We start from the raw sequence: 13,794 nt of genomic DNA, 5'->3' as shown, positions 1-13,794 counted from the left end.
TGAACGACACTGAAAGAAAAACCCCGGTGAAGACCGGGGTTTTTCTTTTGTGCGAGCCAGTTGCTTCGCCATCCTTTTACGCTACGTATTTGACCAGTATGGCCCGCATCAAATCTCGAACGTGCCTGATGCAACCCGCACCGCGTGGCCGCCGATGCGGGCGCGGCCGATTTCGCCGTCCTTGATGTCCATGCGCAGGTGGATGTGAGACGGTCTTTCCATCTCCACCCCCTGCTCGATCAGAAGCGGATAATGTCCGTCTGTCAGCCCGTCGAAATGGTGGATGGCGCCGGAAAGCGCGGCGGCGGCCGAGCCGGTTGCGGGGTCTTCGGCAATGCCCATATCCGGGGAGAACATACGGGCATGGAACTTTGCGGCGTGATTGACACCGCCGCGACAGTAAATATAGGCCGCCGTCAGCAGCCCCTCAACCAGCGGTGCGGTGCGCAGCCACAGACCGGCGTCGAAATCCATATCACGCACTGCGGCGATATTATGCATCGGCACCAGCAGGAAAGGCACGCCGGCCGTCCAGATCGATGGCACATGATTTTCAAAACCGAGATGGCCTTCGCTGACACCCAGCGCATCGGCCAGGGCGGCATGATCGAGGGGCAGGTCCACCCTTGAAGATCTGCGCGGCAGATCGAATTCCGCAAAGCTGACGGCGCCGGCGCGCATTTTCACCGCGCAGCGCACGGGCCCCACCTTCTCCTCGAGTACGCAGACCATATCGATGTCGTCATCGCCATCCCCGCGATTGCGCTCGGCAATCGCTACTGCGGCGCCGACGGTCGGATGTCCGGCGAAAGGCAATTCACCCGAGGGTGTGAATATGCGCAGGGAAGCCGCGTGCGCAGGGTTGCTGGAGCGATTGATGAAAACGGTCTCGGAGAGATTCATCTCCCGGGCGATGGCCTGCATCGTCCCCTGATCGAGGTCATCGGCATCATACATCACCGCCAGCGGGTTTCCCGCCATTTTCGTCTCGGTAAATACGTCATAGATATTGTAGTGCAGCGCCACACCCGTCTCCTGCCATTCGACACCTCGTCTGCCTTGCGGAAACTGCATCAGGCCGCCTTACACCGCAACCCTTGTTGCGACAGGAAATCAAGAAGCTGTGGAACGGCGCGATTCAATGGCATGGCCGGGAGAACGTCTCCCCGCCCGAAAGGCCTTGTCGCCGGCAGTCGTCTTCATGTACCAAGGGTGCGTCTTGCGGCTTGCGACCGGAGGTCTTGAACGACTTTCGAAGATTGCGAACCGCTTCAACAGGTTACATTGCAGTCGCAGGCCGGGTCCCGGTCTTCGCCGTTGTCGAGGGAAGCGGATGTCGCATTCTACCTATTCACTATCCTTCGTAGCCTCCGCGACTGCGGAGGCGCAGGCGGCGCTGGAAGAGCTGAAAAGCGCTTATGGCAATACGCCGTTTGACGAAGCGGACGTCATCGTGGCTCTCGGCGGTGACGGATTCATGCTGCAGATTCTCAACGAGACGATGAATTCCGGCAAGCGTGTCTACGGCATGAACCGGGGCTCGGTCGGCTTCCTGATGAACGATTACCGGGTGGAAGGCCTCATCGAACGCATTGCGGTGGCAAGCGGCAACGATTTCCACCCCCTGCGCATGACGACGACGGATTCCGACGGCGACGAGTTTACGGCGCTTGCGATGAACGAAGTCAGCCTGTTCCGCCAATCGCATCAGGCTGCCAAGCTTCGGGTCGAGGTGGACGGCAAGGTGCGACTGGAAGAGCTGATCTGCGACGGCATGATGGTGGCGACGCCAGCAGGGTCTACGGCGTATAATTTTTCCGCCCATGGACCGATTCTGCCGCTGGAATCGCCGCTGCTTGCGCTGACGCCGGTCAGCGCTTTCCGTCCGCGGCGCTGGCGCGGCGCGCTTTTGCCGAATAAGGTCACGGTCGACATTCATGTTCTCGAACGCGACAAGCGCCCGGTTAACGCGGTGGCCGACCACACCGAGGTGAAATCCGTTCGTCATGTACGGATCGCACAATCGCAGGACAGGACGGCCAGAATTCTCTCGGATCCGGACCGTTCGTGGTCGGACCGGGTCCTCGCCGAACAGTTCAACAATTGAAGCCAACGATCGACAATGCCATGCAACTGACAAGAACCATCATCGCAGCCTGCCTTTTCGCCGCCGCCGTGCTTCCGGCGCGGGCGCAGACGGAAGCGATTGACGCGCTGCCGGTTTCGGCGATCTTTGTCACCAGCAGCGGCATGTGGGAAGATCGCAATCTTGAGCCGGTGAAGGGGCCTGACGGGCAGCTGCGGCCCCCACCTGCCTCACCAACGCGCGGCTATTACAAGGTCATCGCCATACGCCAGGGCGATGGTACGGCGAAAATTTATCTGCAGCGCATCGCCTTTACCGCCGAGGGGCCGAATCTTCTCGAAAATATCGAGCTTGAGGAATTCAGTCAGATGAAGTCCTATGTCACGGATATTCGTCCCGAAAGCTCGAATGGAGCGCCCGCCTCGCCCGGCCTTTTCGTGACGGTTTATCTCAAGACCGATCCGATGAGCAAGGAAGCGGAAAGCTGGACGATCCTGATCGACGAGCTGGGTGAGATGAAGGTCGAGAAGGCTTCGAACTAGCCCGTGATTGGCCGGTGGGCAGTCGTCATGCAATAGTCTGGGTGTTCAACTCATGAGGGCCATCCAGAACTGCACCGAAATGATGCTTCCACAAGCGCGCGCCCAGTTCGCCGCTGCGGTCGAGACTCGAGCCGACCGTCAGCCACGGCAGAAGCGTGGGATGAAGTCCCGCATCGAAGAGCGCAAAACCGGCAGCCAGAACGCAGGTATCGGCCTGGATGCCGCAGACCAGCACGCGGTCGAGCTTCAGCGACAGAAGATAGTCGATGGCCTCCCGTGGCGGCGCATAGCCATGTTTGATGAAGATGCGATCGGCAACCACCAGCGACTCATCATCCCTGCCCGGCTTCCAGCCCAGTTGCCGTTCAAATGGCGTCACGCTTTCGTCATGGCGTTCGACAGTCGCGAGGCTGGGCATGGTCTGCGCGAGACTGGATATCTCGGCAACCAGCGTTGCCGGAGGATTGAAGCTCGGCTGGACGTCGACGATATAGAGCGCCTGTTTCATGCATCTCCTCCAATGAAAAACCCCTCGCAATGGGTTCGCGAGGGGTGATCTTTTTCAATCGACGCGCCTGGGACCTCAGTCGATATCCGCCGCGTCCACATCCGCACCGCCGCTGATGCGGTGGGCGAGAGCGGCTTCCATAAATTCGTTCAGGTCGCCATCCAGCACGTTGCCTGGCGCCGTGCTTTCCACGCCGGTACGCAGATCCTTCACCAGCTGGTAAGGCTGCAGGACGTAGGAGCGAATCTGGTGGCCCCAACCGATATCGGTCTTGGATGCCGCCTGCGCATTGGCCGCTTCTTCCCGCTTCTGCAGCTCCACCTCATAAAGGCGGGCGCGCAGCATGTCCCACGCCTTGGCGCGGTTCTTGTGCTGGGAGCGTTCCTGCTGGCAGGCGACGGCAATACCGGTCGGAATATGCGTGATGCGCACGGCCGAGTCCGTGGTGTTGACGTGCTGACCACCCGCACCGGACGAACGATAGGTATCAATGCGGCAATCGCTTTCATTGATATCGATCTGGATCGAATCGTCGACGACGGGGTAAACCCAGACGGAAGAGAACGACGTGTGGCGACGCGCGTTGCTGTCATACGGCGAAATGCGGACGAGGCGATGCACGCCCGATTCCGTCTTCAGCCAGCCAAAGGCATTATGTCCCTTGACGAGGATCGTCGCGGACTTGATGCCGGCTTCTTCGCCATCGTGGACTTCCAGAACCTCGACCTTGAAACCTTCACGGTCGGCCCAGCGGGTATACATGCGCAGCAGCATGTTCGCCCAGTCCTGGCTTTCGGTGCCGCCAGCGCCGGAGTGCACTTCGAGATAGGTATCATTGCCGTCGGCCTCGCCTGAGAGCATGGCTTCCACCTGACGGCGGTTTGCCTCGCTCTTCAACGCCTTCAGCGCGTCTTCGGCGTCCTTGACGATTTCATCATCGCCCTCCATCTCGCCGAGTTCGATCAGCTCGATATTGTCCCGGAGCTGCTGCTCCAGCGCCTTGACGCCATTGATGCTGTCATCGAGCTGCTGGCGCTCGCGCATCAACTTCTGCGCCTCTGCTGCATCGTTCCAGAGGGTCGGATCCTCTGCCTTGTTGTTCAACCAGTCCAGTCGTCTTATCGCCTGGTCCCAGTCAAAGATGCCTCCTCAGCAGGCTTATGGCCTGCTTGATTTCGTCGACTACGTTCACGATTTCATTGCGCATTTCGCTGGTTCTTCACCTTCATTGAAACTCGTTGCTCAAATAAATGCGGGGGGCGCGGATGTAAAGACCCGCGCCCCCGCCAAACGTCATGGCTGATGTCAATAAAGGCCGCCGCCACCGCCGGTGATGGCCTGCTGCGCCTGCGGCGAGGTTTTCAGAATATCTTCCTGCGACATGTAGCCTTCAGCACCGATGACCGAGAAGCTATCGGCCGGGCCTGTGCCGGGCTTAAAGGCTTCCATGATCGTGTCCGGTTCGCCTTCCGCTGCCGCCATGCCGGTCTTGCGGTTGACGGCAACGAAGTTCATGCCTGCAGGCACGATGAACTTGCTCGGCTGGAGATGCTTGGCCGCATCGGCGATGAATTCACCGAAAATCGGCGCAGACAGCGAGCCGCCGGTACCACCGCGACCGAGCGGTGCGGGCGAGTCGAAACCAATGTACAGGCCGGCGACCATGTCGGGGGTGTAACCGACGAACCAGGCATCCTTTTCATCATTGGTGGTGCCCGTCTTGCCGGCAACCGGCAGATCGACCTTGATCTTGCCTGCGGCCGTACCGCGCTGCACGACACCTTCCAGCATGGAGGTGGTCTGATAAGCGGTCATCGGGTCCAGAACCTGTTCGCGGTTGTCGACGATCACAGGCTCATCCTGGTTCTGCCAGCTGGTAGCGTTGCAACCTTCGCAGGCGCGCTCCTCATGGCGGAATATCGTCTTGCCGTAACGGTCCTGAATGCGGTCAATCAGCGTCGGCTTGATCTGCTTGCCACCATTGGCGATGACCGAATAGGCCGAAACCATACGCATCACGGTGGTTTCACCCGAACCGAGCGACATGGAGAGAAGCGGCGGCATCTTGTCGTAGATGCCGAAGCGTTCGGCATATTCCGCCACCAGATTCATGCCCATGTCCTGCGCCAGACGCACGGTCATGAGGTTACGGGACTTTTCGATGCCGAGGCGCAGGGTCGAGGGACCTGCAGAACCGCCGCCGTAATTCTGCGGTTTCCAGACCTGGCCGCCCGACACCACCTCAATGGGCGCATCAAGAATGACCGATGCGGGCGTATAGCCATTGTCGAGCGCCGCTGCATAGATGAACGGCTTGAACGAGGAACCGGGCTGACGCATTGCCTGCGTCGAGCGGTTGAACTCCGATTGCGCATAGGAGAAACCGCCGACCATGGCCAGAACGCGGCCGGTATGCGGGTCCATCACCACCATACCACCCTGCACCTTGGGCGGCTGCCGCAGGCGATATTCATTTCCGGAACCGGAAAGCGGTTGCGCATAGATGACGTCACCGACTGTCAGGACGCCAACCGGAGACTTGGCGGTGGCTTTCTTGCCTGCCGCGTCACGATAGGCCCAGCGCATGTTCTCCGCAGAGATGTGACCGCGCGTGCGCTTGTCGCCATCTTCCGCATCGGGGTCGGCCTGGATGCCGATATCGACACCATCTGCGGCAACCGCAAGCACGACCGCGACCTTCCATTCCGGAACGTCTCTCAAGCCCTTGACCTTGGCAAGCGCAGCCGTCCAGTCGCCGGCCGTCTCGATCTTTTCGATGGATCCACGGAAACCGCGACGCTCATCATACTGCACCAGACCATCCTGAAGCGCCTTGCGGGCCTCCATCTGAATCTGGGGATCAAAGGAAGTGCGAACGGAAAGGCCGCCTTCGAGAAGTGCTTCCTCGCCGTATTTCTCGACGATCTGGCGGCGGACTTCTTCGGCAAAGTAGTCGGACGCGAAGATATGCGCGCCACCGCGGCGCAGGTTCACTCCAAGCGGCTGTTTCTTGGCGTCTGCGGCGTCGGAGGCCGTGATATAGCCGTTTTCGGCCATGCGGTCGATCACCCAGTCGCGACGCTCGAGAGCCGCCTTTTCGCGGCGGATCGGGTGGTAATTGGCCGGACCTTTCGGCAGCGATGCCAGATAGGCGGTTTCCGCAATGGTCAGTTCCGTCACCGATTTGTTGAAATAGGTGAGCGCCGCGCCGGCGATGCCGTAGGAATTCAGGCCGAAGAAGATCTCATTGAGATAAAGCTCAAGAATCTTGTCCTTGGAATAGGTCTGCTCGATGCGGAAGGAAAGAATGGCTTCCTTGAGCTTGCGGTCGATGGTCTGGTCGTTTGTCAGCAGGAAGTTCTTCGCGACCTGCTGGGTGATGGTGGATGCGCCCACCGGACGGCGGCCGGAGCCGAAATTCTGTATATTGACGAGAATGGCACGGCCGAGGCCCCACACGTCGACGCCGGGGTGATTGTAAAAATTCTTGTCTTCCGCGGACAGGAAGGCCGCCTTCACCCGGTCGGGAATGGCCTGGATCGGCAGGAACAGGCGCTTCTCATGGGCATATTCCGCCATAAGCGCCCCGTTGCCTGCATGCACGCGGGTCGTGACCGGCGGTTCATAGGTGCTCAGAACTGCGTAATCCGGCAGGTCCTTCGTCACGCCGTGCAAATAAATCGCACCGGCGGCGGCGGCGCACAGGAAGAGCACGCTGGCCAAGCCGAAAAAATATCCAATCAGTCTGATCATACCAAGCTACCGATAATTCGAATCGTAACCATCCACGCCCGAGGAAACGGGCGCATCTTTGCATATCGCGTGCCGTTTTGCACACCATACCTTCGATGACAAGCCGGATACGGCAGCATTCGCTGATATGTTACCGGGCCACCAGCCCGCAACTCCGCGCCAACGCTTTGCGGACCGCCACCGAATCCGAGTTCCGAGTAACGCGGCGAATGTGAGTAAAATAGGGCTCGGCCCCGTTATTCATCCGCAAGGTGGCGAATTGAACAGCATTTTTAGCGATCAATGGCAACGCGGCAACAGCTCGGCCGACACGGTGCATTTCCCTTCAGCCGCCGTTCGCCAGAGCCTTCGAACGGTACCGCCCGACGGCTGTTGCCAGCGTATCGGCCACCTTCTTGCGCCATTCTGCATCGAGAAGCAGCTTCTCGTCGTCAGGATTGGAAAGGAAACCAAGCTCGAGAAGCACCGATGGCACGTCATGGGCGCGCAACACCATGAAACCGGCGTAACGATGTGGATTGTTGATGAGACCAACCTGCCCCTCGAAGGAAGAAACGATGTTTTCGGCGAGTGTCACCGAGAACGCCTGGGTTTCCCGGCGCGTGAAATCGAGGAGAATATCGGCGACTTCCGGCGGCTCGCTGGAAACGGCGACACCGGCGATCTGGTCGGACTTGTTTTCACGCTCCGCCAATTCCTGCGCCATACGGTCCGACGCGCGATCGGACAAAGTATAGACGGTCGCGCCGCGTATGCCCTTCTGTTTCAGTGTATCGGCATGCAGGGAGATGAAAAGATTGGCGTTGTTCTGCCGCGCGATCGTCACGCGTTCGGACAAGGCAAGAAATGTATCGGAATCACGCGTCAGGAAGGCCTTTATGCCGGGCTCGCGGTTCAGGCGCTCCGCGAGCTCCTTCGCGAACATCAAGGTGATGACCTTTTCCTCGGTGCCTGTCGTGCCACCTGAGGCGCCGGCATCGATGCCTCCATGACCGGCGTCGACCGCGATGACGAATTCCGCCGGGCGGGAAGTCTTGTCCGCGGGAGAAATCGCGGCGGTGGTAACGGGCGCAGGCGCCTGCCACTGCTGCTCCTTCACAAGTTCGGCGAACTTGCCCTTGGTGGTGATCTCCGTATCGAGGACGAAACGGAAGGACTGCCCGTCATCGGCCTTTTTCGTTTCAGCGACCGCCACCCGCACCGGCTTCTTCGCCGTCAGCACGATACGGGCGCTGTTTTCCCCCATTCCGCCGAAGCGAATATCGGAAAAAAGGCCGGTCGGCCTGAGATCGGATGCGGGAAAGCTGAAATTCACCGCCGGGAAGTCCACCACGATGCGGGCGGGCGAATCGAGATAGTGAACGTCGAACTCCGGCTCCTCGGCAAAATCGAGAACGATGCGCGTGCGCGCCTCATCACCGATGATGCGGGCCTGATGCGCGACAAGCGGCTCTGTTGCCTGGACGGCCGGAACGACGGAAACCGAGGCGACGGCAGACACTGTCACGACAGCCGCAAGCCGCGCGATTCGCGCGGCAATCCACCCTGCCCCACCTGATTTCGTTGCGCTGCGCGTGAAATTCATGGTCTTCAAGAAATTCCGTATTTCAGTCATTTTCGATAACCGGCGCGGTAAAACACCCGGAACGGTGCCGTTTCAACCACGCCGGACGACAATTTGCGCGTTTGCGCCTCACCATCGCAGGCCTTGGTGAACCAATTGTTAACCCGGAAATTCCACCAACAATATGGCATATTTAGCCAGCCTATTGCTATTATGACAGAGAAAACATACAACATGGATGAGGGTTAAAAGTGTTGACGGGATAGATGCCCGCCGGCTGCCAATCGAAAAAGACGCTGGCGCTGCAAATCGGGCAATCATCTGCCGTCGTTACATTTATCCTGAAACTCGATCAATTCCGGCCGTGGCCGGAGACCTACCCGGTGGCGCTGCCACCGCCGCTCTGAGGAGAGCAAATTCATCGGACCCCAAGGGGTCTATATATTATTGTCGTTCCGCCTGGCCAATGATGTCGCAGCAGTTTTCACATGAACCGGATACCAGGAGCAGGCCAAGCGCCTCGCCGTCGGTCCGGATGCTGCCAGTTTACAGACGCCCGGCAGGAGACTTCATTTCCGGCACATCCTTGCACTCATATGAAAGGCTCGTCCGTGTGGCGGGCCTGTTCTCGTATAAAACAAGGCTGCGCCGAGGAGCACAGCTTACATGGCAGACAAAATGCTTATCGACGCCTCCCACGAAGAGGAGACACGCGTAGTCGTTGTCCGTGGGAACCGGATCGAAGAATTCGATTTTGAATCGGAACACAAAAAACAGATCCGCGGCAATATCTACCTTGCCAAGGTCACCCGCGTTGAGCCCTCCCTCCAGGCGGCCTTCGTGGATTACGGTGGAAACCGTCACGGCTTTCTCGCTTTCGCGGAAATCCATCCGGATTATTACCAGATCCCGCTCGCTGATCGTCAGGCCCTGCTGAAAGCGGAAGCCGAGGATCATCGCCGCAGCGACGATTTCGAATCGGCCGATGCGCCTGAGCCCGCCGCCCCGATGATCGACCTTTCGCAGGTGGATCAGCCGGATGTCGGCATTGTTTCCGCAAGCGAAACCACTGAGACCGTTGTGACGGAAGAAGCTGCACCCGTCGTGGAAGCGGTTTCCGAAGAAGCGGCCGTCGAAGTCGTCGCGGAAGAAGCGCCGGCTGAGGAAGAAAAGCCGAAGAAGCGTGTTCGCCGCCCCCGCGCCAAGAAGAAGACAGCCGAAGAAATCGCAGCCGAGGCGGCAGACGCGTCTTCCGAAGACGATGGCAGCACCGGCGGTGAAATGGCCGCGATGGTCGATACCGACACGATTTCCGAGGAAGTCGAAGGTCTTCGCCGCGGCAATGACGATGATGACGACGACGATGACGATCACCACGAAAAGGAAGTGATCGAATCCGTCGGCGCCGAAGACGCCATGGAAGAAGTTCCAGATCGCGTTGCCCGCAAGCCGCGCAAACAATACCGCATCCAGGAAGTCATCAAGCGCCGCCAGATCCTTCTCGTGCAGGTGGCCAAGGAAGAGCGCGGCAACAAGGGTGCTGCACTCACCACCTATCTGTCGCTGGCCGGCCGTTACTCCGTGCTGATGCCGAATACGGCGCGTGGCGGCGGTATTTCCCGCAAGATCACCCAGCCGACCGACCGCAAGCGCTTGAAAGAAATCGCGCGCGATCTGGAAGTGCCGCAGGGTATGGGCGTCATTCTGCGCACCGCAGGCGCCAACCGCACCCGCGTCGAAATCAAGCGCGACTTCGAATATCTGATGCGCCTGTGGGAAAACGTCCGCACGCTGACGCTGAATTCCACGGCTCCCTGCCTCGTTTACGAGGAAGGCTCGCTGATCAAGCGTTCGATCCGCGATCTCTATAACAAGGATATCAGCGAGATCATCGTTTCCGGCGAAGAAGGCTATCGTGAAGCGAAAGACTTCATGAAGATGCTGATGCCGAGCCACGCCAAGGTGGTTCAGCCTTACCGCGACATTCACCCGATCTTCTCGCGCTCCGGCATCGAAGCGCAGCTCGACCGCATGTTGCAGCCGCAGGTGACGCTGAAGTCGGGCGGCTACCTCATTATCAACCAGACCGAAGCTCTGGTTTCGATCGACGTCAACTCGGGCCGTTCGACACGCGAGCATTCCATTGAGGAAACCGCGCTGACGACCAACCTGGAAGCTGCGGAAGAAGTGGCACGCCAGCTGCGTCTGCGCGACCTTGCCGGTCTTGTCGTCATCGACTTCATCGACATGGAAGAAAAGCGCAACAACCGCGCCGTCGAGAAGAAGCTCAAGGACTGCCTGAAGAACGACCGCGCCCGCATCCAGGTCGGCCGCATCTCGCATTTCGGTCTTCTGGAAATGTCGCGCCAGCGCATTCGCGCTTCGGTGCTGGAATCGACCACGCAGGTCTGCCAGCATTGCGGCGGCACGGGTCATGTGCGTTCGGAATCCTCCATCGCGCTGCATGTGCTGCGTGGCGTCGAGGAATATCTGCTGCGCAACACCACGCACAACATCACCGTGCGTTGCACGCCGGAAACGGCGCTCTATCTGCTCAACCACAAGCGCGGCACGATTGTCGATTATGAAGGCCGCTTTGGCGTGTCGATCATCATTGCCGCCGACTCCGGCGTCGGCGCCCAGCATTTCGCCATCGATCGCGGTGAAGCCGTCGAAAATCCCGTGAAGATCGAAAGCCTCATCCAGATGCTGCCGAACTTCGTGGAAGAAGAAGACGATTTTGTCGCCGAGGTGGAAGAGGACGAAGACGAGGAAGAAATCGTCAAGACCGAAAGCGCCCAGCCCCGCCAGCAGCAGCAGGGCGACAATGGCGAAGAAGGCAAGCGCAAGCGCAAGCGCCGTCGCCGCCGTCGTGGCAAGGGCGGCCAGAACGACCAGAACGGCTCGCTTGAGGCCGGTTCCGGCAACGACGCTGACGGCGACGATGCCGAGGGTGATGACGACGGGATCGACACCGATGACAATGGCGTTGAGACCGAAAACGGCACTGCGGAAGCTGTAACCTCCGAAGAGGAAAGCAAGCGCAAGCGCCGTCGCCGCGGGAAGCGAGGCGGTCGCCGCAATCGTGCAGAGGACGAAGCTCTCGACGCCTCCGGCGCTGAGGATGAAGGCGAAAACGAAAGCGACGAAGCGCCTGTAACTGAGGCACCGGTAACCGAAGAGGCGACCGCAGCCGAAGTGGTGGAAGGTGTCGTTGCCGACGTCGTGGAAGAGGAAGCACCGAAGAAGCCGCGCCGTACCCGCAAGGCAAAGGCCAAGACGGAAACCGAAGAAGCGCCGAAGGCCGAAGCCGTTGAAACGGTGGAGCCGGTGATCGTTGAGGAAACCGTCGTGGATGTCGCCGTTGAAGAAGCAGCCGAAGCGTCGGCCGATGTCGCTCCGCAGGCGGAAGCACCGGCGAGCGAAGAAAAGGTCCGCGCGAACCGGGGCAGCAATGTTTCTACTTCGGAGCCCGTGGTTACGTCGTCGTCTCCCAATCCCGATGGCGACGAGCCGAAGCCGCGCAAGGGCGGCTGGTGGCAGCGCCGCGGCTTCTTCTGAGAGACGCTACATTTTGGATAAAAGACGCCCGCAACGACGTTGCGGGCGTTTTCTTTTATTGGTGCTAAGGACAGGCGCTTTTGGCGCCGCTGACATTTCCTCATTCCATGCTTGTCACAGGAACGCAGTCAACGCATGCCCGCGGCGGGAGCGTCCTTTCAGCCCAAGGATCTGGGCTGGCTGGATCCCTTTAAAAGGCACGGGATGAGGAGTGGGAGAGGCCAACCGTCAGACAGACCGCGTGAGACCACCATCCACGCGGATATTCTGGCCGGTAATATACCCTGCCCCCTCAGATGCGAGAAATGCCACTGTGGCGGCGATCTCTTCGCTCTTGCCGTAACGCTGCATCGGAACGCTTTCGCGGCGTTCTTCCGTCGCCGGCAGGCTGTCGATCCAGCCGGGAAGGACATTGTTCATGCGGACATTGTCGGCGGCATAGGTATCGGCGAAAATCTTGGTGTAGGAGGCAAGGCCGGCGCGGAACACGGCGGATGTCGGGAACATACTGCTCGGTTCGAAAGCCCAGGCAGTCGAGATGTTGACGATCGCGCCCGCCCTCTGCCTTACCATGACCGGGGCGATGATGCGCGTCGGGCGAATGACGTTCATGAGGTAGACATCGAGCCCGGTATGCCATTGTTCGTCGGTAATATCGAGGATGGCGGCGCGCGGGCCATGGCCGGCGCTGTTCACCAGCACGTCGATACGGCCGAATCTCGCAAGCGCCAGATCCGTCAGCCGTTGCAGGTCTTCATTGGACTGGTTGGAACCGGTAACGCCGATGCCGCCCAACTCTTTCGCCAGCGCCTCTCCCTTGCCAGAAGACGACAGGATAGCGAGCTTGTAACCATCCGCGGCCAGGCGTTTCGCAACGGCAGCTCCCATGCCGCTGCCGCCTGCCGTCACCACCGCCACTTTTTCTGCCGACATCGCTTTTCTCCCATTCCAGTTCTGACGGACAAGCCCGTATGGCGGTCCTTCTTCAGCTTAAACTGTCTCATCTTTAACGGGTTTCCAAGACGAGTTCGAACCAGAAAGGCTTGTCGAGGCATGCAGAAAAATTGATGCTGATGCGTCAGCCCGGGCCGACATCCGTTGGGTGAGCAGACCGGCTATCCGCCGGTGCTTCCTCCCTCTCCTGCAAACCATAGTCACGCATCACATGCGCGATACGCAACCTGTAATCGGAGAAGACGCCAGTCCGGCCGAGCGACTGGGCGGCGCGATGAGGCAGGGTGTTGCGCCACGCCTTCACCGCCTCCTCATCACGGAAGAACGACAAGGAGAGCATCTTGTCCGGATTGCCGATGCTCTGAAACCGCTCGACGGAGAGGAAACCGTCGATGGTTTCAAGTTCTGCCCGCAGGCCGGCGGCTATATCCAGATAATGTTGCTTCCCGCCTGCGGCTGGCCAGACCTCAAAAATAACGGCGATCATCGTCCGGCTCCCGCATGGGGAGCGGATGCGAGGCGCAGAAACAGTCGGTCCTCGCGACGGATGAATTGTTCGCGGCGCGCGAATTCGTAATTTTCCTGCCCGGCCGGATCGGCGGCGAGCCGCGCCCTATAGGCTTCGTAAGCGGCGAGGTTTTCGATGTTGTAGACACCGTAGGCAATGGTGCTCGATCCCTCCTTCGGCGCGTAATAACCGATCAGATCAGCCCCGCAACGCGGGATCGCCTCTCCCCAGTTGCGGGCATAGCGTTCGAAGGCATCGACCTTGAAAGGATCGATCTCGTAGCGGATGAAACAGGTCAGCATCGTTTGTCTCCTCATG

11 protein-coding genes are annotated in these 13,794 nt (G+C 59.6%); 3 read left to right on the top strand and 8 right to left on the bottom strand.

Features of this window, described 5'->3' with window-relative positions:
• Nucleotides 1-108: 108 nt before the first annotated feature.
• On the bottom strand, nucleotides 109-1,026 hold the full coding sequence (locus tag BTN45_RS05005) for a PhzF family phenazine biosynthesis protein (RefSeq protein WP_006698029.1): 918 nt from the start codon (nucleotides 1,024-1,026) through the stop codon (nucleotides 109-111).
• Between the two features lie 307 nt (nucleotides 1,027-1,333).
• On the opposite strand from BTN45_RS05005, the gene BTN45_RS05000 reads away from it, so the two are divergent.
• Entirely contained in the window at nucleotides 1,334-2,107 is a 774-nt protein-coding gene (locus BTN45_RS05000) for an NAD kinase (RefSeq protein WP_004441471.1), read from the top strand.
• 20 nt (nucleotides 2,108-2,127) lie between these two features.
• Nucleotides 2,128-2,628: a hypothetical protein gene (locus BTN45_RS04995; RefSeq protein WP_035211860.1), complete on the top strand. Its 501-nt coding sequence runs from the start codon at nucleotides 2,128-2,130 to the stop codon at nucleotides 2,626-2,628.
• A gap of 25 nt (nucleotides 2,629-2,653) precedes the next feature.
• Here BTN45_RS04995 and BTN45_RS04990 read toward each other — a convergent pair whose 3' ends face one another.
• From BTN45_RS04990 to BTN45_RS04975, 4 genes are all read right to left on the bottom strand, one after another.
• Entirely contained in the window at nucleotides 2,654-3,136 is a 483-nt protein-coding gene (locus tag BTN45_RS04990) for a cysteine hydrolase family protein (protein WP_113381066.1), read from the bottom strand.
• 75 nt (nucleotides 3,137-3,211) lie between these two features.
• A protein-coding gene (gene prfB, locus BTN45_RS04985; RefSeq protein ID WP_207589138.1) for a peptide chain release factor 2 occupies nucleotides 3,212-4,343 on the bottom strand; the annotation gives its coding sequence in 2 pieces (ribosomal slippage) (nucleotides 3,212-4,273 and nucleotides 4,275-4,343; 1,131 coding nt in all).
• A gap of 98 nt (nucleotides 4,344-4,441) precedes the next feature.
• Complete coding sequence (locus BTN45_RS04980) at nucleotides 4,442-6,889, bottom strand: penicillin-binding protein 1A (protein WP_207589136.1); 2,448 nt, start codon at nucleotides 6,887-6,889, stop codon at nucleotides 4,442-4,444.
• Between the two features lie 325 nt (nucleotides 6,890-7,214).
• Entirely contained in the window at nucleotides 7,215-8,474 is a 1,260-nt protein-coding gene (locus tag BTN45_RS04975) for an N-acetylmuramoyl-L-alanine amidase (RefSeq protein ID WP_207589637.1), read from the bottom strand.
• 645 nt (nucleotides 8,475-9,119) lie between these two features.
• Here BTN45_RS04975 and BTN45_RS04970 point away from each other — a divergent pair.
• The gene (locus BTN45_RS04970) at nucleotides 9,120-12,014 is read left to right on the top strand and encodes a ribonuclease E/G (RefSeq protein ID WP_207589134.1); all 2,895 of its coding nucleotides are present in this window, start codon (nucleotides 9,120-9,122) and stop codon (nucleotides 12,012-12,014) included.
• Nucleotides 12,015-12,242: 228 nt separating this feature from the next.
• Here the strand turns inward: BTN45_RS04970 and BTN45_RS04965 are convergent, their stop codons facing one another.
• From BTN45_RS04965 to BTN45_RS04955, 3 genes are all read right to left on the bottom strand, one after another.
• Complete coding sequence (locus BTN45_RS04965) at nucleotides 12,243-12,947, bottom strand: SDR family oxidoreductase (protein ID WP_207589132.1); 705 nt, start codon at nucleotides 12,945-12,947, stop codon at nucleotides 12,243-12,245.
• A gap of 145 nt (nucleotides 12,948-13,092) precedes the next feature.
• Nucleotides 13,093-13,455, bottom strand: a complete 363-nt coding sequence (locus BTN45_RS04960; protein WP_207589130.1) for an antibiotic biosynthesis monooxygenase — start codon at nucleotides 13,453-13,455, stop codon at nucleotides 13,093-13,095.
• On the bottom strand, nucleotides 13,452-13,778 hold the full coding sequence (locus tag BTN45_RS04955; protein ID WP_004441442.1) for an NIPSNAP family protein: 327 nt from the start codon (nucleotides 13,776-13,778) through the stop codon (nucleotides 13,452-13,454). Before BTN45_RS04955 ends, BTN45_RS04960 begins: the two co-directional genes overlap by 4 nt.
• Between the last annotated feature and the right edge of the window lie 16 nt (nucleotides 13,779-13,794).

Origin of the sequence: Rhizobium sp. ZX09, from assembly GCF_017357485.1 — a bacterium.
Taxonomy (GTDB): Bacteria; Pseudomonadota; Alphaproteobacteria; order Rhizobiales; family Rhizobiaceae; genus Agrobacterium; species Agrobacterium pusense.
This window is presented reverse-complemented; position numbering and strand designations above follow the sequence as displayed.

What these genes read in the sequence shown, in the direction of transcription:
- BTN45_RS05000 (WP_004441471.1), top strand. Translation starts at nt 1,334, where the DNA reads ATGTCGCATTCTACCTATTCACTATCCTTCGTAGCCTCCGCGACTGCG.
- BTN45_RS04995 (WP_035211860.1), top strand. Translation starts at nt 2,128, where the DNA reads ATGCAACTGACAAGAACCATCATCGCAGCCTGCCTTTTCGCCGCCGCC.
- BTN45_RS04990 (WP_113381066.1), bottom strand. Translation starts at nt 3,136, where the DNA reads ATGAAACAGGCGCTCTATATCGTCGACGTCCAGCCGAGCTTCAATCCT.
- BTN45_RS04980 (WP_207589136.1), bottom strand. Translation starts at nt 6,889, where the DNA reads ATGATCAGACTGATTGGATATTTTTTCGGCTTGGCCAGCGTGCTCTTC.
- BTN45_RS04975 (WP_207589637.1), bottom strand. Translation starts at nt 8,474, where the DNA reads ATGAATTTCACGCGCAGCGCAACGAAATCAGGTGGGGCAGGGTGGATT.
- BTN45_RS04970 (WP_207589134.1), top strand. Translation starts at nt 9,120, where the DNA reads ATGGCAGACAAAATGCTTATCGACGCCTCCCACGAAGAGGAGACACGC.
- BTN45_RS04965 (WP_207589132.1), bottom strand. Translation starts at nt 12,947, where the DNA reads ATGTCGGCAGAAAAAGTGGCGGTGGTGACGGCAGGCGGCAGCGGCATG.
- BTN45_RS04960 (WP_207589130.1), bottom strand. Translation starts at nt 13,455, where the DNA reads ATGATCGCCGTTATTTTTGAGGTCTGGCCAGCCGCAGGCGGGAAGCAA.
- BTN45_RS04955 (WP_004441442.1), bottom strand. Translation starts at nt 13,778, where the DNA reads ATGCTGACCTGTTTCATCCGCTACGAGATCGATCCTTTCAAGGTCGAT.